Below are 18,190 nucleotides of genomic sequence, written 5' to 3' on the forward strand. Positions count from 1 at the left end.
TTTCGTTTGCTAGTGTCCAAAATGAATTCTTTGAAAGTATCATTTCACTTCCGATTTTCAACATTACCAATTAGATAAAAAAATGGAGAAGAACCATTAGAGTTTTCTCCATTTTTTTAATCTTATCTTCCACTTATATCCTGCCCAGCCTGCCAAGACAAGCAAGATGATATAGTAAACTGAACCAAAAATAGTACATAATGTGGTATAATCTTCTTATGGCATATTCAATAGATTTTCGTAAAAAAGTTCTCGCTTATTGTGAGCGAACAGGTAGTATAACAGAAGCATCACACATTTTCCAAATTTCACGTAATACCATTTATGGCTGGTTAAAGCTAAAAGAGAAAACAGGAGAGCTAAACCATCAAGTAAAAGGAACAAAACCAAGAAAGGTTGATAGAGATAGACTTAAAAACTATCTTACTGACAATCCAGACGCTTATTTGACTGAAATAGCTTCTGAATTTGACTGTCACCCAACTACCATTCACTATGCTCTTAAAGCTATGGGCTACACTCGAAAAAAAGAACCACACCTACTATGAACAAGACCCAGAAAAAGTAGCTTTATTTCTTAAAAATTTTAATAGTTTAAAGCATCTAGCACTTGTTTATCTTGATGAAACAGGATTCGATACTTATTTTTATCGAGAATATGGTCGCTCATTAAAAGGTCAATTAATAAGAGGTAAAGTATCTGGAAGAAGATATCAGAGGATTTCTTTGGTTGCAGGGCTAACAAATGGTGAGTTAATCGCTCCAATGACTTACGAAGAGACGATGACGAGCGACTTTTTTGAAGCTTGGTTTCAGAAGTTTCTCTTACCAACATTAAACAAACCATCAGTTATTATTATGGATAATGCAAGATTCCATAGAATGGGTAAGCTAGAGCTCTTATGTGAAGAATTTGGGCATAAACTTTTACCTCTTCCTCCCTACTCACCTGAGTACAATCCTATTGAGAAAACATGAGCTCATATCAAAAAGCACCTCAAAAAGGTATTGTCAAGTTTCAATACTTTTTTGAGGCTCTTTTGTCTTGTTCTTGTTTCAATTTACTATACAACACAGATGAACTATATGCCCGTCGTACCTAGAAAATCCTAGTTTGGCATTGCCAAACTAGGATTGTTTTGTTTTAAAATGATAATAAGCACCCAACATACCTGCTGTATTCTGATGATGAGCGAATTCTAATCTCGTCTTATCAGCTAAACTTGGTACCAAAGCATCTTTCAAAGCTTTTCGAATTTTAGGCTTGAGAATAGCTTCTTGTCCCATGATACCACCACCTAGAATAACTACTTCTGGATTGGCCACATAACAAATATTAGCTAGACCTTTTCCTAGATAGTCAACCATGCGGTCGATACCTTTCATGCAAAGCTTGTTGCCCTCAGTAGCTTCCTTAAAGATCCGACGACCATTCCACTGATCAACTGGATCACCATGTGCTTCTGCTACATAACGAACCAAAGCTGTGGTTGAGGCTAAGTCTTGGAAAGCTCCATCCTGCATGTGTAGATAGCCAACCTCACAGGCGGAGTTACTAAAACCATGGAAGACTTGACCGTCAATAATTAAACAACCGCCAATACCTGTTCCAATGGTTAAGCAAAGGGTCACGCTTGCTCCCTTACCAGATCCCGAAACTGCTTCTGCAAGACCTGCACAGTTGACATCATTTTCAATTTCACAAGGAATGTCAAAGCTAGTCTCGATTTCCTTCTTGAACTGTGTTCCTGCATAATTTGGAATCTGTGGGCCTGCATAGAAAATCTCACCCTTGTCAGGATCCACCATACCTGCCGAAGAAATGGCAACACCTGCTACAGAATCTTTTTCAAGATAACTAGCTACAATCTGTTTGGTTTTCTCTAAAATATGGGGACCACCTTTATGTGCCTCTGTCGGTATCTCATGCGATTCAAGAAGTTGCCCCTCTTGATCAACCAAACCATACTTGATGTTAGTTCCACCGATATCAATTGCAATGTAGTTAGTCATAAATACCTCCTTATGGATTAGAGGAAGCGCTCCTTAGTTTCACGAATCAAGGCTGCAGCTGCTTCCACAACTGGACGATCTTCTTCAGTCACTGGTGTCAATGGTGAACGAACAGATCCAATATTAAGTCCTTCATTAATCTTCAAGACTTCTTTAATGACACCATACATATTTCCATGTGCGGCAGTCAATTTACCAATGATTGCGTTAATAGCATACTGTAATTCACGCGCTGTTTCTAAATCTTTATCCGCAATCAATTGGTTGAGTTTCAAGAAGAGTTCTGGCATAGCACCATAAGTACCACCGATACCAGCTTTAGCACCCATGAGGCGTCCTCCTAGGAACTGTTCATCTGGACCGTTAAAGACGATATGGTCTTCTCCACCAAGGCTAACAAATGTTTGGATATCTTGAACTGGCATAGAAGAGTTCTTAACACCGATAACACGTGGATTTTTCAACATTTCAGTATAGAGACTTGGAGTCAAAGCAACACCTGCCAATTGAGGGATGTTATAGATTACATAGTCTGTGTTTGGAGCTGCAGAGCTGATATCATTCCAGTATTTAGCGACTGAGTATTCTGGCAAGCGGAAGTAAATTGGTGGAATCGTTGCAATGGCATCTACACCCAAGCTTTCTGCATGGCGAGCAAGTTCCATACTATCTTTGGTATTGTTGCAAGCAACATGGGCAATAATAGTTAATTTACCTTTGGCAACTGCCATGACTTCTTCCAAGATTAACTTGCGGTCTTCAACGCTTTGGTAGATACATTCACCAGAAGAACCATTGACATAAAGACCTTGAACACCTTTATCAATGAAGTATTGAACCAAGGCACGTGTGCGCTCTGGACTTACTTCTCCTTGATCATCATAACATGCGTAGAAGGCTGGAATGACACCTTCGTATTTTTTTAAATCTGACATAGATTTTCTCCTGTTATTTTTATTTTCTGCTAGAGCAGATTCTTTCTTTACTTCTTTAGTATACACTTTAGAGAAAAGGCTTTCAATATCTTTTAGGCACTTAGATTTTAGTTTCTTGCTTATAGAATAGCGTTTGGAGCGTTTGAAAGTAGTTTCAGAAATAATTGCAACCCTTACTCATACTTAGCAAATAGCTTTTCCATCACTCCCACTTGTAAAAAAGCAAGAAGTCCAAAACCAAAGAGAATAAAAGCTGATCCTCCCAATAGAAGGGTAAAAGCTGATAGATATAGAATCATCAAAATCAAAAAGATAATTGCAATCATCAAGATAAACCACGGTGCATTAAAGCTAGCCAAGATCAGTCCTTTTTGAAGAATTTCTTTCCAAGATAGGTCATAACGTGCCGCGATCGGGTAACTAGCCAACATCACAATAGTAAGAAAAATCAGAATCCCTAAACAAATGGCTTTTACCAATTGGAAAGGTAAAGCCGTTTGACCCCAGAAAAGATAGAGATCTGAAAGAGCAAGAAATACAATTCCTAACTCCAACAGCCCCAGCTGAAAACCTAGTTTCAGATTTTGTCTAAAAACTCTTAGATAGGTCCTAAAAACTGGAACACGTCTACTTTGCTTGATTTCAAACATTGTCTGATAGAGACTAATTTTAGCTACTCCAATCGTTACGATTGGCAAACAAGTTACTACAAAGAGAAGATTGACTGTTACAATATCTAAAACCTTCTCACTAATTCGCATTAGAAAATTATCTGTATCAAATGCAGCCTTGATGAGACTTCTTCCTTTTTGTGACATCTTTGCTCCTCCATCATTTTTCTTTGTAAACTGTTTTCTTTTTTGTCAGTAAAGCTTTCATAAGTCCCTACCATGAACAAATCTATTTTTTCTTTTTTCTTTTGGACTTTTTTCTATTTTTATCTATGGGCTTATAATCATATACCCCGAACAGCGAAGCAATTAAAATGGTACTCCAAGTATGCCTATCAAATCCATCTAGCCCTCCACGAATTATCATTGCAAGCACTGTCCAAGCTAACATATTCAATAAAAAAATACAAAGTGCTTTCATTCTCACATTTTAAAAGTTTATACGACCATTGTTAGGAATTTTATCATATGCATCCCAAGCTGCAGCAATATTGTAGGCAAAATTACCATATACATCAGCTACATTCACAGCTACTCGTAAAATCCATCCAGAAATCTTGGTCAATAGTCCTACTCTTGCTGCCGCAGTTGCAGCTGCTCTACTTAAGATCGAGCATGCCATACCAATACCATACTTAGCTGCATAAGCACCTAATTTTATGTGTCCGCCAATCAATACATTCACGATACCATCAATTATCCAGGACATCTCATCAACTGTAATCCCCTGTCCATCCAAGAAACTAGCTCTTGCAGCATATTTAGAAGATACCATTTCTAGCAATTCAATTTTACGTTCATCTGATATGTCTGGATAGGCTCCTTTGCTATCTTCCACCAGAGCCTTAATTTCTTGTTCGGTTAGCAAATAATTTTGAGATAATTTTGCATCTATTCGATCCATTTCTGACTATATAGTTTGGATATTCGAAACTTCATTTGCATACACAATTGAAGGTAAAATATTACTCATTAGTAATAAACAGACTGACAATAAGACACCAATTTTTAAATATTTTATTCTCATTTCTCTACCTCACAAAGATCAATTTCATGGTAGAGTATTATCAAAGCTTTACAAAAAAACAAGTCATACTATTTTTAATCAATTAAAATTTTAAAGAGATATTTTCGAACCTTCTCTTCCATACCTGCATAACCATTTGGTTGATGGGGTTCTCCTGGGAAGAAAATCGCAAAATTGTGATAACCCAACAAGAGTGGGTAGTGTTCATGACAATGGACAAAACCAATATCACTTGCTTCGTCAAATGCTACTGCTTCGTCTTTAATACGTGAACCGTAGCTCGAATATTCATGCCCTTCTACCAACAAATGCAAGTCTGCATAGTTCTTGTGATGTTCAAACTGGTCATTTTCAGCTTTATTTAGGACATTTTCTTGAACAACTAGAAAGACCTTGTCCCCATCAATATCGTATTTTCCTAACTCGAATGAATCTTTACGATGCTCATAAAGATAATCAATTGCCTTGTCAAGATTGGGATGAATCCCTTTATAGAAGCTAATATTTTTCAAATCGTCAAAAATCATTATTTTCTCCTTTAAAAATCGTCATTAAGCGATTAAAACTAACACCTCCAACAGTGTCATTTACTGTCGGAGGCTTTTAGATAGTGCTAGCAATAGCCAATTGATACTGTAAAAGAAATCGTTTCTTATCCCTTAACAGCTCCCATAGTAATACCTTGTGTGAAGGATTTTTGGAAGACTAGGAAGACTGTTACGATTGGCACAGCAGCAAGAGCTGCCCCTGCCATGATTAAACCATAGTTGGTTGCCATTTCGGCCTGCATGGTCGCAACACCGAGTGAAATAGTCAAATTATTACGTGAAGTCAACATTACCAACTGCATGAAGTAGTCGTTCCAAGTATTGATGAAGGTAAAGATTGCAAGAGCCGCAAACCCTGGTTTTACAATTGGGAAGGCTACACTCCAGAAAGTACGAATCTCACCACAACCATCGATTTTAGCTGATTCAAGCAATTCTGTTGGGATGTTTTCGCTGAATTGTTTCATAAGGAAGACACCAAACGGCCATCCAATCAAAGGCAAGATAACTGCCCAAAGAGTGTCGTGGATTCCCATGAAGTTGACGATACGTACCAATGGTACAAGGACAACTTGTTTTGGAAGAGCCATGGCAGCAATAAAGATTGCAAAGAGGATACGTTGACCATAGAAACGTTTTTTAGCCAATACATAACCTGCTAGAGATGAAGTTGCACAGACTAAGAACATAGTTACCAATGAGATAAATACTGAGTTCCACATCCATTGCATAGCAGGGTTTTGCACCATGAGTTGTTGGAAGTTTTCCATGGTTGGCATTTTAGGGAACCATTGTGGTGGAATAACGATTGTATCAGGCTGTGATTTAAATGCCCCTGTCAAAATCCAGTAGAATGGAAAGATGAACAGCACAGTCAACAAGAGCAAAATGATTGTTGAAATAACAGTAAAGGCTGTTAATGGTTTTTTTTCTGTAGATTGCATAGCTGTCTCCTTTCTTTAGTATTCTACGTCGTTTCCGAGTACTTTAAATTGAACAAAACTTACGATAGCAATCATAACTGCCAAGAAGACACCAATTGTGTTGGCATAACCATACTCTGTCAATTGGAAGGCTTTTTCGTATAGGTAGTACATCAAGGTACTTGTAGAGTAGTTTGGACCACCAGATGTCAAAAGCTGAATCAAGGCGAAACATTGGAATGAGTTAATTGTTGTGATGATTGCGATATAAAGAGTTGTTGGAAGAAGGCTTGGCCATTTAATCTTCCAGAAAACTTGAAACTCAGTTGCACCATCAACGCGAGCAGCTTCAACCAATGAATTATCAATATTACCCATGGCAGCGATGTAGAGGATAATCGGTTGACCAACTGAAGTTGTCAAGAGGATAATCATAATCGCCATCAATGCCCAGTGCTTATCACCAAGCCATGAAATGTTTTGAGTAATGATATGACTTGATTTAAGCACAAAGTTCAAGATACCTGATAGTGGATCATAGATCCATTTCCATACAACTGTTACGGCAACACTACCTGTAACAACTGGAAGGAAGAATACGAAACGATAGAATGATCTAGCGATAGCATTTTGATGGTAGGTCTGTGACGCTACAAAAAGCGAGAAGAGAACAACTACAGGAACTGATCCAATAACCAAAATAACTGTGTTAATCAGAGATTTTGTAAAGACAGGATCTTTAAACATACGGATATAGTTATCTAAGCCCACAAATTGGAAACTAGTCATAGAATAGTTAAAGAAACTTGTGATGAAGCCCATAATCATTGGTGCTAAAACAAAGACAACAAAGAAGAATAAAACTGGCGCTAGGAAAGCATAAGAAATAACGGTTTCTCTCATACGAATTTTATTAACTTTCACTGTCGGCACCTCTCTTTCCTTTTCTTTTTTATTGATAATCTCCTAAGAGAATGATGATTTACTTTTTAAATAAAAGCCCCCTTTTCTTACACAAGCGTGCAAAGGGAAAAGGGGCTACAAAATCTAGTTTAGGGTTTATTGTTTAGTAGCTTTTTTGATAGTTTCGTTTGCTTTTTCAGTAAATGCTTTCAATGCATCAGCTGGTTTTTGATCGCCATTTGAAACTGATTGCAACATTGGGAACCATAGAGTTCTCATTTCTGCAAAACCATCAATTGTATTGTAGTATGGTGAGTAGTACTTAGTCCAAGCACCGATTGTTTCCATACGTTTGTCATCATAGAGTTTACCAAATGATGTACGAACTGGGAATGCTCCTGTACGAACAACATCTTTTGGACCCCATTCTTTATCATCTGCGATGAATTGAACAAATTTCTTAGAAGCAGCAACTTTCTTGTCGTCCTTGTTGTTGAATACTGCAAATCCATTTACAAGGTATTCAAGAGCTGGTTTACCAGAATCAGATGGGAATGGTACTTCTACTACTTCTACTTTACTTGCTTCCAAGAGTTTACCTTGGATACCATTTTGAGCTGGTGCCCAAAGGATTGTGTAAGATGTTTGACCGTTAGCAAAGTTTTGGATGTCTGCTCCACCATCAAATTGTGAACCATTGTTCAACAAACCATCTTTAATCCAGCTAGCTGCTTTTTCAAGACCTTTAACGAATTTAGGATCATCAGTTGTATACTTAGTAACATCTTTATCTGTTACAGAAGCTCCGTAAAGATTTGCTACAAAGGCACGTGTTCCTTGGTCTCCCCCTTGACCTGAACTGAACAATGAACCTGGTGTATAGCCTTTATCTTTGAGTGCTTTCAATACTTTTTCAAAGTCGTCTGTTGTCCAGCCTTCTTTTACAAGGTTCGCAACTCCAGCTTCTTCCAACATTTTCTTGTTCATAGCCATGTAGAATGGTGCTGAACTGATTGGATACATATAAGCTTTATCGCCAGCTTTACTTGCTTTTACAATGTTTTCATTGTTGATGTCTTTAACAAAGTCATCTGTGAAGAGGTCATTCAAGTCAGCCAATTTACCATTTTTACCATATTGGATGATACGTCCTGGTGCGTCAAAAAGTACGTCTGGAGCTGTACCCGCTTCGATAGCTGTAGTGATTTTTTCTGGACCTGACTTAAAGTCAATTGTTTCCAATTTCACTTTTACATCTGGGTTTGCTTTTTCAAAGGCTTCGATGATAGATTTTTCATACGTTCCAACACCGTCACCAGTTTTTTCTTGAGTGAAGACTGGGAATGCCCACCAAGTGATTTCTGTTTTTCCGCTATCGCCACCAGATTTTCCAGCATCTTTACTTCCGCCAGAATTTCCACAAGCAGCAAGACCAAGAATCGCAGCACCTGCAAGTACTGTACAAGCTAGTTTTCTAAATTTCATTTGTATTCTCCTTTTAATAAATGTTTCCAAATTGACAACGAGTGATTTATAAATGTATGCGATTTCATTTTTTCAGCTATTCCACCACTCTCCTCTGTTTTTAGATTGTGTTATTTAAGACCCGCAACAAAGCGTTCCGTAATCTCTTTTGGTCTAGTAATAGCGCCACCAACAACAATGCCTCGCACTCCATATCCTAGGATTTGTTTGGCTTGTTCTGGTGTATGAATTTTCCCTTCGGCGATGACATCTACACCCGCATCACAGAGTTTTTTAATCAATTCAAAATCTGGACCGTCTACTTTTGGACTGTAAGATGTGTAGCCTGATAAGGTTGTTCCAACGAAGTCAATTCCTGCTTCTACAGCTGCTAGTCCTTCTTCGAAGGTACTTGTGTCAGCCATCAAGAGCTGGTTAGGATATTTTTCCTTGACCTGACGGATAAACTCCTGAATCTCTAAACCATCGTAGCGTTCGCGTTTAGTACAGTCTAGAGCAATCACTTCAATATCTAGTTCTGCTAGTTCATCAACTTCTTTCATAGTAGCGGTGATGAAGGGTTCTTGAGGTGGATAATCTCGTTTGATAATCCCGATAATCGGAAGTTTGGTAACCTCCTTAATCTCTTTGATATCACGAACACTGTTTGCTCGGATACCGACTGCTCCACCTTGCTCAGCCGCTTTGACCAGCAAGGGGATGACTCCTCCCGCTTCTGTATAAAGCGGTTCGTGAGGAAGGGCCTGACAAGAAACAATGATTCCATCTTTAATTTGATTAATCAAGGCTTCTTTAGTAATCTGTGGCATCCTTTTTCCTCCTTTTCCTTTTTTCTTATGAGACAATTATATACTATTTTTAAAGCGCTTTCAATAGTTTGTTCTATGATAGATTGCAGTTTTAAAAGTATTTTATAGAACAGCTATTTCTGAAAGTAGTTTCAGCTCGGTCTTATTTTCAATTCACTTAGTACCTAAAATGACAAAAAGAAATAGCCATCTTTCAAATGGGTCATCTCTTTTTATCATTAACGATGAGCTAAATTCATTTTATTCAAGACCTAGTCTAGTCTTCTTTTCGTTTCTTTCCTAATGTCAATACAGATAAGAGACCTGCCACTAATCCTATAGAAATAAGAATTGTGTTTTCTTTACTTCCAGTATTTGGTAGCTCATTTTGTTTAGCCGCTGGTGCTTGATAAGTAACATCTTGTCCAAGTGATAACTTGTTAGCTGGACGTTCGTTTGCAGCTGCTAAGACTGGTTTGGTTTCTCCCTTGTACTCAGGCACTTCATGAACTGCTGCCTCAGCGCCATTGACACCTCCTTTATATTCAGGAAGGTCATTTGAAGCTGCCAAGACAAAATTAGCACCTCCGGTATATTCAGGAATCTCATTTGAAGCTGCTAGAACTGCATTTACGTCCCCTTTGAATTCTGGAAGATCATGGACCGCTGCTTCAACCTCATTTACACCTCCTGTGAATTCCATTTTTTCTACTGTTGGTGCTGGTTCTTCTCCTACTGTTGATACGGGAACAATGTATTTAGGAGATTCTTCAGTTACTGCAGTCTCCTCGCTACTAACTCCACCTGTAAATTCTGGAACTTCATTTGTCGCAACTTCACTTCCATTTATACCATGAGAAATCTTAGAACCAACTACTGAAACAGGTAAATTATGCATACTTTCGATAGCACCTTCTGCTAATCCTGTAACTTTTTGACCAATATCCTCAGGATCTACTGTAAACAACAGAGTCTTTGTGTCATACTGCGTCATAAACGTAGCTGTCTTACCATTTGCAAGCTGTAAAGTTGGTGCTTGATTGACCAATACTTCTGAATCAAATTCCATGGCAATAATGCCTTGCCCCATATGAACTGCATGTGTAACTTTTGCTTCGGTTGGAGAAACCATATCCTTGCTTAAGAAATCCCAATTAAATTTCTTATAAGACAAGGTATATTCGTTTTGGTTGTTATCTGCATGCTCATAAAGCAATCCATATTCGCCATTCCCAAGATCTTGAATAGAATTGTAGGCAAACTTACCACTTTGAATAGGGTTATGCTTAAGCCAAGTCAGCTCTCCATTTTCTTCGACACGAGCCAAATGGACTAAACCATTTTTACGTTCACGACCTGGCCCAGCAGCATTGCTAAGAAGAACGTATTCTTTCCCATCATGCATCGTATGAATAGCTGACATTTGAACATAGGCATCTTTCACTTCTGGATAACGTTTGATTTCCTTTTCCCAAGTTGCTCCACCATCTTTACTTGTAGCAACTTGAAGATCGCCTGTCAATCCACGCATGAAGAGTTTGAGATCTCCATTATTTAACTGAACTACGGTTGACTCCGTATTTTGAGCACCTGGATTATTCATGGTTGAAGAGTGAATTGTTTGGTTACCTACTGGACGGTTATCATTAACAGCTTCCCCTGCATGCCAAGTTTCACCATGGTCATCTGAGTAAATGACGCGTGAAGACTGAGAACCACTTAGATAGGATACGTTATTTGTCGTGTAGGCAGGGATAACAAGACGCCCTTTGTGAGGCCCTGAATGCAAGGCAATACCTGTACCAGGTCCAGTACCTAAGAAGTGCATCCAGTCCTTACGAATGCCGTATGTTATATCTTTTGGTGCAGACCAAGTTTTACCATCGTCATCACTATAAGACATCCAGAGATAGTTGGTGTTTGAAACTCTAAAGATGTTCTTGTCGCTGTAATCAAAGTAGACATTACCGATAAGTTCTTCGCCTTTGTAAAGGTCACCCTTATCACTGTATGCTGGCTTCTTAGGATCCACTACAACTCGGTATTCTGTTTTTCTATTTTCAGGATCGAAAACTTCACCATTTTCACGAATTGTATAACGTCCTGCATCACCTTGTTTGTACAAGATTTGGTAAACCTTGTCACCAATTTGCTCATAAGCTTGTGGTGCTTTTCCTGGAAGAGAAAATACAGCCTTACCTTCAAGGAACATATCATAGATGGCAAAGATTCGCTTCGTCTTTGGATCTTGAACTAGGGCCATGTCAATGTTGACTGGTGATGGCCATTCTGGATTCCTAGCCTTCTCATTATCACGAGGATTTGAGATAACAATTCTATTTCCCCAAGTTTTCCCCTTATCATCACTACGACGAACAACCATACCGATGTCACCCCAGTCAGAGTGATGCAAGCGTCTTTCATCAGTTCCAGCAATCAGAGTTCCCTTATCAGTTTTAAGTAGGGCTGGAATACGGTAGCTTGCAATACCATCTTTATTCGGCTTGCGGTTCTCCCCACCTTCAAAAACATCCAGTTTAGCAGTTACTTCTGCTCCTTCAGGAAGTTTCTTTTCCAACTCTCCTCTTTCAAAAAGTTGGCTACGTTTTTTAACTTCTTCTGGAGAAAAAGCACGATCATAAACAGTTAGATTACGGACTTTAAGATTAGCGCCCCAGAAGTTTTTGCCTGTACGCTTTGTTGTACCGATTTGCACATGGTTGACATCTGGCATGTCTTGAATGAAACGACCAGACTGAGGACTTGTGCGCGACAAAACACCATTTACATAGACGCGAACCTGACCTTTTGGTTGGTCTGCATTTGGTCTTTCAACTGTGAAGGTTACAGAGTTCCACTCACCTGGCTTAATTTTCAAAGGAGCAGTTTTATAATCACCATAGAATTGGTTTCCATTTGCATCACGACCTTCAACGATAGCTGTGTTATCAAGGATGGCCATAGTGAAATACTCATTTACTTTGGTATCACTAGAAACTGAGAAAAGGTTGTAAAAACGTGGAGCAGATGCATCTGGCTTAAACTCCATATGAATGGTCGCATTTTGAAGTTTTTTAAGCTTATCGAGTTCCTCTTTCATATCAACTCTTTGACCGTTTGAAGGATTAGTTTCTACATCTTCTTTTTCTACTACAGTGTTGACATTTTTTAACTCTCTAGCATAATAATCTCGAGGAATCATGCCCTCTTCTTTATCTTGGTCCTTGTTACTTGCTTCTGTAGTTGCAGAATCTGTTTCTGGTTTATCAGCAGGAGCTGGTGTATTTTCAGCTGCAGGTTTATTTGTTGGAGTTGTCGCATTTGTTGGAGTTGTCGTCTCTGCTTCAGTAGTCTCATTTTTCTTTAACTTATCCTGATCAACTTCCACACCATTGTCTTTCGCTGTAGCCAGTTTTCCAGCTAGTTCACTATCTAAATGAGCAAGACTTCCTGAAGAAACTTCTTTTGGTAATTCTGATAAACCTTGATTATTATTTTCAGCAGCAGTTACAGTTGAATTTCCTTGTTCATTTGCCAATACAGGATTTACTCCAAACACTACTGCACCAATAGTTACAGAAGCTACACCCACTGCAAATTTACGAATGCCATATCTTTGTTTTCTATCAAAATTCTTTTGATTCATCTTTCTACCTTTCAATTTCACAAAAAATAAAGCGCTTTCTTTTTGTTTTAAAATTTTTACTCCCCATCATAGGAAGACACAAGAAAGCAATTAATAAACGAGAGCTGCTCTCCTTCTCTCTTTCAACATTTAGCTAGCTACAATCCAAACAGTAGCTCTTTCACTCCTTTCCTAGACACTTTTTCTTTATTATATAATAAAGTCATAGATTTATCTTGAGCTTGCCATAGAATAGATTTGACTTTCAGCAATATTTTAATACTTTAATATTTTTAAAAGTACTTTCAACATTTATAACAAAAAGAGAGCTACTGGGCTCTCTCATTCATTATTTTACGTACTTAAAGGGGATCTCACTACCACATAGCCAATTGTAGACTTGGTCATTGACAAAGACATTCATGGCTTCGTGGGCATACTCAGGCATGATGCGATAGGCCTTATCGCAGGTGAGACGGTTGTAAATCGCAAACTGGGTAATAGGATAGCAAACATCGTCGTCCAAGCCCGTAATCATCTTAACCTCACCCTTGATACGATGAGCAAGATTTTTCACATCGATATAGGCCAGGGTCGCCATGATCTCCTCCTCAGTTTCGTGGAAGGGATCGTGAAACTTGAAATAACGGAAAAGTTCGTCATAGGCTTCACTTGTATTACCAATCTCAAGCACTCGTCTAAAGTCTGACAAGAAGGGATAGATGGCAACTGTTTTCTGAATCCGAGGACTGAGCGCTGCTGCAACTAGGGCTAGAGCCCCTCCTTGCGAGGCACCATAGCTAGAAAGACGCTTCTCATCAACCTGAGGCAGACTAGCAATAATTTCAACCAACTGGTAAATATCCAGATAGACATCTTTATAAAAGAGATGCTCCCGACCTTCCACAGCCCCACGGATGATATGTCCTTTAACTGTATTTCCTATAGGAGAACGCAAGCCGTCTTGTGAATAGCCCGACTGGCCCCGCACATCCATAGAAACAACACCGTAACCAGCCACAGTATAGGCTAGCATGTCAGCCCAGTCCCAGCCACGTCCCATATAACCATGGAAATGGAAGATTAGCGGAACCTTCTCCTCAGTCTTTGGAAGAACGACACGCGCGTAGACCTTACCTTCATTGGTTCCTTTAAAGGTTAATTCATAGCACTTAACTTGAGGAATGTGGAAATCTCTTTCCTCCAACTGATAGGCTGGAAGATGGGAAACTTTTTTCACTTCTTCATCCCAGAAAGCATCAAAGTCTTCTGGAATCTCGTCCCGTCCTCTATAAGTCTTGATTTCTTCTAACAAAGCTGGATTTTTCATAATATGCTCCTTTTATTTTGTAATCGCTACCACAACTGTAGCACATATAAGAAATCAACGCAAGAAAGAAAAGCAAATAGAAAGTGGTTTTAGATTCTTTATTTTTGGAATGATGGACTGAAAGTAGTTTCAAAAATAAAAAAGAGCAGTTACGCTCTTTTTATCCTATTCAATCTTATTTTGTTGCTTCTTTATTTTGGAAAGTGGTTTGGTAATTTACTTTAATCGTTACTGTCATGTGAGAGTCCTCGTTTCTTTTTGATGACTCTAGTATAAAGGGCAAACCTGAAAGCTAGCTTAAGATTTCCTTATAGAAAGCTTATACTCAATGAAAATCAAAGAGCAAACTAGGAAGCTAGCCGTAGGCAGTACTTGAGTACGGCAAGGCGAAGCTGACGTGGTTTGAAGAGATTTTCGAAGAGTATTAATCTAAATGTTCTTTCTTTTCCATATGAAAGGCAATCATCCGCCACTCTGGATCCTCTTGCCAGCCTTCTATTGAACTAATATAGCTAGCAACCTTTCTGGCTTCTTCCAAAATCGGAAAATCTTCGATAATATCAGCTACTTGGAACTCTGGGAGACCTGACTGTCTGGTTCCAAAAATCTCACCTGAACCCCGCATTTTCAAATCTTCCTCCGCAAGAACAAAACCATTGGTGGTTTCTGTCATGATGCGCATGCGATCTTTCCCAGAATCAGTCTTGGGATTGGCAACAAGAACAGCATAGGACTGCTTGTCTCCCCGACCGACACGACCTCTGAGCTGGTGAAGCTGGCTAAGACCGAACCGATCCGCATCCATGATAATCATGACGGTCGCATTGGGAACGTTAACCCCAACCTCGATAACTGTCGTCGAAACCAGAATATCCGTCTTTCTCTCTTTGAAATCCTGCATAATCTGGTCTTTTTCGTCACTCTTCATCTTACCATGTAGAAGAGCCACCTCTGCCTTACCAGCAAAATGAGCCGTCAATTCCTCTGATAAGGCAATAGCATTTTTCAAATCCAGAGCTTCTGATTCTTCAATCAAGGGAGAGATGACATAGGCTTGAGAACCTTTTTGGATTTCCCCCTCTAACCAAGTCAAGACCTGAGGTAGTTGCTCATGCTTGATCCAACGTGTCACAATAGGCTTCCGTCCTGCTGGCATCTGGTCGATAATGGAAACATCCATATCACCAAAGGCTGTGATGGCAAGCGTCCGTGGAATGGGAGTTGCCGTCATCATGAGTATGTCTGGATTGTCCCCTTTTTCCCGTAAAATACGCCTTTGCCCCACACCAAAACGGTGCTGTTCATCGATGATAATCAAGCCCAGACGAGCATAATCTACCCCATCCTGAATCAGGGCGTGGGTTCCGATAATCAAATCAGCCTCACCCTTGGCAATTGTCTCCAAGACTTCTCTCTTTTCTGCAACCTTCAAGGAACCTGTCAAGAGAGCTAATTTCAAGTCTGGAAAAAGCCCCTTCAAACTCTCAAAATGCTGCTCTGCAAGGATTTCTGTTGGCACCATGAGAGCAGCCTGGTAGCCAGCTGTCACTGCTGCAAACATGGCTAAGCCAGCGACCACCGTTTTTCCGCTCCCCACATCTCCTTGTAGGAGACGATTCATGTGGTGGTCCGACTTCATATCGGTTAAAATTTCCTGCAAACTCTTTTCCTGAGCTGGGGTCAGGGAAAAAGGAAGGCTTTCTTTGACAGCTGTCACTTTTTCCTGAGACCAGTTCAGAACCAAACCGCTTCCATGAACTCTATTTTCAGACTTGAGCGTCTGCAATTGCATTTGGAAATAAAAGAGTTCCTCAAATTTGATACGGCGAAGGGCCTGCTTGTATTCTGCCAAATCCTTAGGAAAATGCATGGCACGAACAGCCTGACAACGGGACAGGAGTTTGTATTTGTCCAGCAAAGACTGGGGAAGATTTTCCTCTATCAAGAGGTCCAGTCCCTGATCAAAGGCCGTTTTGATAACCTTGACCAGACTGGCCTGACTGATTCCCTGAGCCAGACGATAGACAGGTTGGAGGTCATCTTCCACCTGAGCCAGGACCTTCATTCCAGTCAGACTAGCCTTGGCGCGGTCCCATTTTCCAAAGACAGCAAGGGTTGCTCCCAACTCTATCTTATCAGCTAGGTAGGGCTGGTTAAAGAAATTCACCGCAAAAACGACTTCTCCCTGCTTAAGACTAAAACGCAGGCGATTGCGCTTGAAACCATAATACTGGACACTGGCAGGAGTCACGACTTGACCAGATAGGACTGCCTTCTCCCCGTCTTCCAGTTCCAGCACTTGCTTGGTTTTGAAGTCTTCATAACGGAAAGGAAAGTAGAGCAAGAGGTCTTGCAAATTTTCAATTCCTAGTTTGGCGTATTTTTCTGCTGACTTTGGTCCCACACCAGGTAAGACATGCAAGGGTTGATGTAGATTCATGCTCCACTCCTTTCTTTTCTAATAATATTCTCTCGGAATGCGGTCGCTGAGGAGACAAACCACCTCGTAGTTAATAGTTCCACGGTAGGTCGCTACCTGAGTTGCTGTGATTTCCTTGTCGCCGTTGGTGCCGATCAAGGTTACCTTTGTTCCCAGCGGATAAAGTTTAGGCAAACGAATAGTAATTTGGTCCATAGAAACTCGCCCAACGATTGGGCAAGCTTGACCATCTACCAAGACAGAGAAATTCTGCATGTCTCGTGTCCAACCATCCGCATAGCCGATTGGAACAGTCGCGATGACTTGCTCGCTATCCGCTTGATAAGTTGCTCCGTAGCCCATGCAAGCCCCAGCTGGAACTGTCTTGACATGAACCAGAGCAGATTCCAAGGTCAAGGCTGGTTTCAAGTCATAGGGCAAGTCCAAGATTTCTCCGCTTGGGTTAAGACCATACATGGCATCTCCCATACGGACCGCGTTAAAAATAGTCTCTGCATGCCAAAGAGTCGTTGCCGAGTTGCTGGCATGAACCAGTTCTGGAACTTCTTTCATACTGGCCAAAATAGTTTTAAACCGTTCTAACTGCTGATTAAAGTAGGTATCTGATTCCTCATCTGCAGTCGCAAAGTGGGTAAAGATTCCTTCAACACGAGCACCGTGTTGTTGGAGCAAAGCTTGAGCCTGCTCAACCTCACTAGCCTCTCTAAAACCGATCCGTCCCATCCCTGAGTCAATCTTGAGGTGGACTGTCAAACCTGATAGGTCTGTTTCCCTATCTAAGAGTGCTTGAATCCACTCCAGTCCAGCTACTGTCAAGGTGATGTCGTATTCTTTAGCTAGAGCAACAGCTTCTAGCTCAGAAACTCCTAAAATGAGGATTTTCTTGTTGAGTCCAGCCTGTCTGAGTTCAATAGCTTCATCTATATTCGAAACACAAAAACCATCGACATCATCTTGAATCGCCTTGGCAACAGCAACAGCCCCATGGCCATAGGCGTTGGCCTTGACCACAGCCCACTTGAGCGTTCCTTGAGGGATATGAGCTCCCATTTGCTGAATATTTTGTCGAATAGCTCCCAGATGAATCAGAGCCTTGGTTGGTCTATGTGGACTAGCTTTCATGATTTTCCTCCAAAATGACACTAGCTGTCACAAACTGATCTGTATGGCTGATAGACAGCCAAATCTTTCCTGAAAATGGTGCCTGACTAAAATAAGGCGCCCCGCGTTCATTGTTCAAGACTTCCAAATCTTGAAAACTGAGCTTGCCAATGCCCGTTCCCATAGCCTTAGAAAAGGCTTCTTTAGCCGACCAGCGGCCGGCCAAATATTCGATTTGCCTGCGCCCTTTAAGACTGTTAAACCGTTCCATTTCCTTAGCGGTCAGCACGCGCTGAGCAAATCCTTCATGTCGTGTAACTGCGCTTTCTATCGAAGCCAATTCTTCGATGTCAATTCCGTGTCCAACTATCATTCTCATCAAAAGGAGTTGAGATTCCCCA

At 40.3% G+C, this 18,190-nt stretch carries 15 protein-coding genes and 1 pseudogene; 1 reads left to right on the forward strand and 15 read right to left on the reverse strand.

What is annotated here, in order from left to right; genetic code table 11:
* Nucleotides 1-218: 218 nt before the first annotated feature.
* Nucleotides 219-1,103, forward strand: a pseudogene (locus tag RWM06_RS00485) (IS630 family transposase).
* Between the two features lie 25 nt (nt 1,104-1,128).
* Here the strand turns inward: RWM06_RS00485 and RWM06_RS00490 are convergent.
* The 15 genes from RWM06_RS00490 to acpS all read right to left on the reverse strand — a co-directional run bounded on the left by RWM06_RS00490 (nt 1,129) and on the right by acpS (nt 18,162).
* Entirely contained in the window at nt 1,129-2,013 is an 885-nt protein-coding gene (locus RWM06_RS00490; RefSeq protein ID WP_313969713.1) for an ROK family protein, read from the reverse strand.
* A 17-nt stretch (nt 2,014-2,030) separates the two neighbouring features.
* Nucleotides 2,031-2,948, reverse strand: coding sequence for a dihydrodipicolinate synthase family protein (locus RWM06_RS00495; RefSeq protein WP_001281495.1), 918 nt, complete (start codon nt 2,946-2,948; stop codon nt 2,031-2,033).
* Nucleotides 2,949-3,121: 173 nt separating this feature from the next.
* Nucleotides 3,122-3,766 carry a YesL family protein gene (locus RWM06_RS00500; RefSeq protein ID WP_313969714.1) on the reverse strand — a complete coding sequence of 215 codons (645 nt, stop codon included), beginning with the start codon at nt 3,764-3,766 and terminating at the stop codon, nt 3,122-3,124.
* Between the two features lie 82 nt (nt 3,767-3,848).
* A complete protein-coding gene (locus RWM06_RS00505) occupies nt 3,849-4,040 on the reverse strand; it encodes a hypothetical protein (RefSeq protein ID WP_001811772.1) in 192 nt (63 codons plus the stop codon).
* 9 nt (nt 4,041-4,049) lie between these two features.
* Complete coding sequence (locus RWM06_RS00510; RefSeq protein WP_313969775.1) at nt 4,050-4,394, reverse strand: hypothetical protein; 345 nt, start codon at nt 4,392-4,394, stop codon at nt 4,050-4,052.
* 326 nt (nt 4,395-4,720) lie between these two features.
* A complete protein-coding gene (locus RWM06_RS00515; protein ID WP_054363865.1) occupies nt 4,721-5,173 on the reverse strand; it encodes a YhcH/YjgK/YiaL family protein in 453 nt (150 codons plus the stop codon).
* Nucleotides 5,174-5,298: 125 nt separating this feature from the next.
* Nucleotides 5,299-6,138 (reverse strand): carbohydrate ABC transporter permease, encoded by an 840-nt coding sequence (locus RWM06_RS00520; RefSeq protein ID WP_001192009.1) that lies wholly within the window; start codon nt 6,136-6,138, stop codon nt 5,299-5,301.
* 15 nt (nt 6,139-6,153) lie between these two features.
* A complete protein-coding gene (locus RWM06_RS00525; protein WP_162492370.1) occupies nt 6,154-7,020 on the reverse strand; it encodes a carbohydrate ABC transporter permease in 867 nt (288 codons plus the stop codon).
* 156 nt (nt 7,021-7,176) lie between these two features.
* On the reverse strand, nt 7,177-8,505 hold the full coding sequence (locus RWM06_RS00530; RefSeq protein ID WP_313969715.1) for an ABC transporter substrate-binding protein: 1,329 nt from the start codon (nt 8,503-8,505) through the stop codon (nt 7,177-7,179).
* Between the two features lie 110 nt (nt 8,506-8,615).
* Entirely contained in the window at nt 8,616-9,314 is a 699-nt protein-coding gene (locus tag RWM06_RS00535) for an N-acetylmannosamine-6-phosphate 2-epimerase (protein WP_001135682.1), read from the reverse strand.
* Between the two features lie 256 nt (nt 9,315-9,570).
* The gene (locus tag RWM06_RS00540; RefSeq protein ID WP_313969716.1) at nt 9,571-12,939 is read right to left on the reverse strand and encodes an SIALI-17 repeat-containing surface protein; all 3,369 of its coding nucleotides are present in this window, start codon (nt 12,937-12,939) and stop codon (nt 9,571-9,573) included.
* A 328-nt stretch (nt 12,940-13,267) separates the two neighbouring features.
* A complete protein-coding gene (locus tag RWM06_RS00545) occupies nt 13,268-14,248 on the reverse strand; it encodes an acetylxylan esterase (protein WP_313969717.1) in 981 nt (326 codons plus the stop codon).
* 424 nt (nt 14,249-14,672) lie between these two features.
* A complete protein-coding gene (recG, locus tag RWM06_RS00550) occupies nt 14,673-16,688 on the reverse strand; it encodes an ATP-dependent DNA helicase RecG (RefSeq protein WP_313969718.1) in 2,016 nt (671 codons plus the stop codon).
* Nucleotides 16,689-16,706: 18 nt separating this feature from the next.
* Entirely contained in the window at nt 16,707-17,810 is a 1,104-nt protein-coding gene (alr, locus tag RWM06_RS00555; RefSeq protein WP_313969719.1) for an alanine racemase, read from the reverse strand.
* Nucleotides 17,800-18,162 (reverse strand): holo-ACP synthase, encoded by a 363-nt coding sequence (acpS, locus tag RWM06_RS00560; RefSeq protein ID WP_313969776.1) that lies wholly within the window; start codon nt 18,160-18,162, stop codon nt 17,800-17,802. Before acpS ends, alr begins: the two co-directional genes overlap by 11 nt.
* Nucleotides 18,163-18,190 lie beyond the last annotated feature (28 nt).

The sequence above is a fragment of the uncultured Streptococcus sp. genome (assembly GCF_963516575.1).
Taxonomy (GTDB): Bacteria; Bacillota; Bacilli; order Lactobacillales; family Streptococcaceae; genus Streptococcus.

Excerpts from the sequence above, each read along its gene's own strand:
- RWM06_RS00490 (WP_313969713.1), bottom strand. The coding sequence starts at position 2,013 with ATGACTAACTACATTGCAATTGATATCGGTGGAACTAACATCAAGTAT.
- RWM06_RS00495 (WP_001281495.1), bottom strand. The coding sequence starts at position 2,948 with ATGTCAGATTTAAAAAAATACGAAGGTGTCATTCCAGCCTTCTACGCA.
- RWM06_RS00500 (WP_313969714.1), bottom strand. The coding sequence starts at position 3,766 with ATGTCACAAAAAGGAAGAAGTCTCATCAAGGCTGCATTTGATACAGAT.
- RWM06_RS00505 (WP_001811772.1), bottom strand. The coding sequence starts at position 4,040 with ATGAAAGCACTTTGTATTTTTTTATTGAATATGTTAGCTTGGACAGTG.
- RWM06_RS00510 (WP_313969775.1), bottom strand. The coding sequence starts at position 4,394 with ATGGTATCTTCTAAATATGCTGCAAGAGCTAGTTTCTTGGATGGACAG.
- RWM06_RS00515 (WP_054363865.1), bottom strand. The coding sequence starts at position 5,173 with ATGATTTTTGACGATTTGAAAAATATTAGCTTCTATAAAGGGATTCAT.
- RWM06_RS00520 (WP_001192009.1), bottom strand. The coding sequence starts at position 6,138 with ATGCAATCTACAGAAAAAAAACCATTAACAGCCTTTACTGTTATTTCA.
- RWM06_RS00525 (WP_162492370.1), bottom strand. The coding sequence starts at position 7,020 with ATGAGAGAAACCGTTATTTCTTATGCTTTCCTAGCGCCAGTTTTATTC.
- RWM06_RS00530 (WP_313969715.1), bottom strand. The coding sequence starts at position 8,505 with ATGAAATTTAGAAAACTAGCTTGTACAGTACTTGCAGGTGCTGCGATT.
- RWM06_RS00535 (WP_001135682.1), bottom strand. The coding sequence starts at position 9,314 with ATGCCACAGATTACTAAAGAAGCCTTGATTAATCAAATTAAAGATGGA.
- RWM06_RS00540 (WP_313969716.1), bottom strand. The coding sequence starts at position 12,939 with ATGAATCAAAAGAATTTTGATAGAAAACAAAGATATGGCATTCGTAAA.
- RWM06_RS00545 (WP_313969717.1), bottom strand. The coding sequence starts at position 14,248 with ATGAAAAATCCAGCTTTGTTAGAAGAAATCAAGACTTATAGAGGACGG.
- recG (WP_313969718.1), bottom strand. The coding sequence starts at position 16,688 with ATGAATCTACATCAACCCTTGCATGTCTTACCTGGTGTGGGACCAAAG.
- alr (WP_313969719.1), bottom strand. The coding sequence starts at position 17,810 with ATGAAAGCTAGTCCACATAGACCAACCAAGGCTCTGATTCATCTGGGA.
- acpS (WP_313969776.1), bottom strand. The coding sequence starts at position 18,162 with ATGATAGTTGGACACGGAATTGACATCGAAGAATTGGCTTCGATAGAA.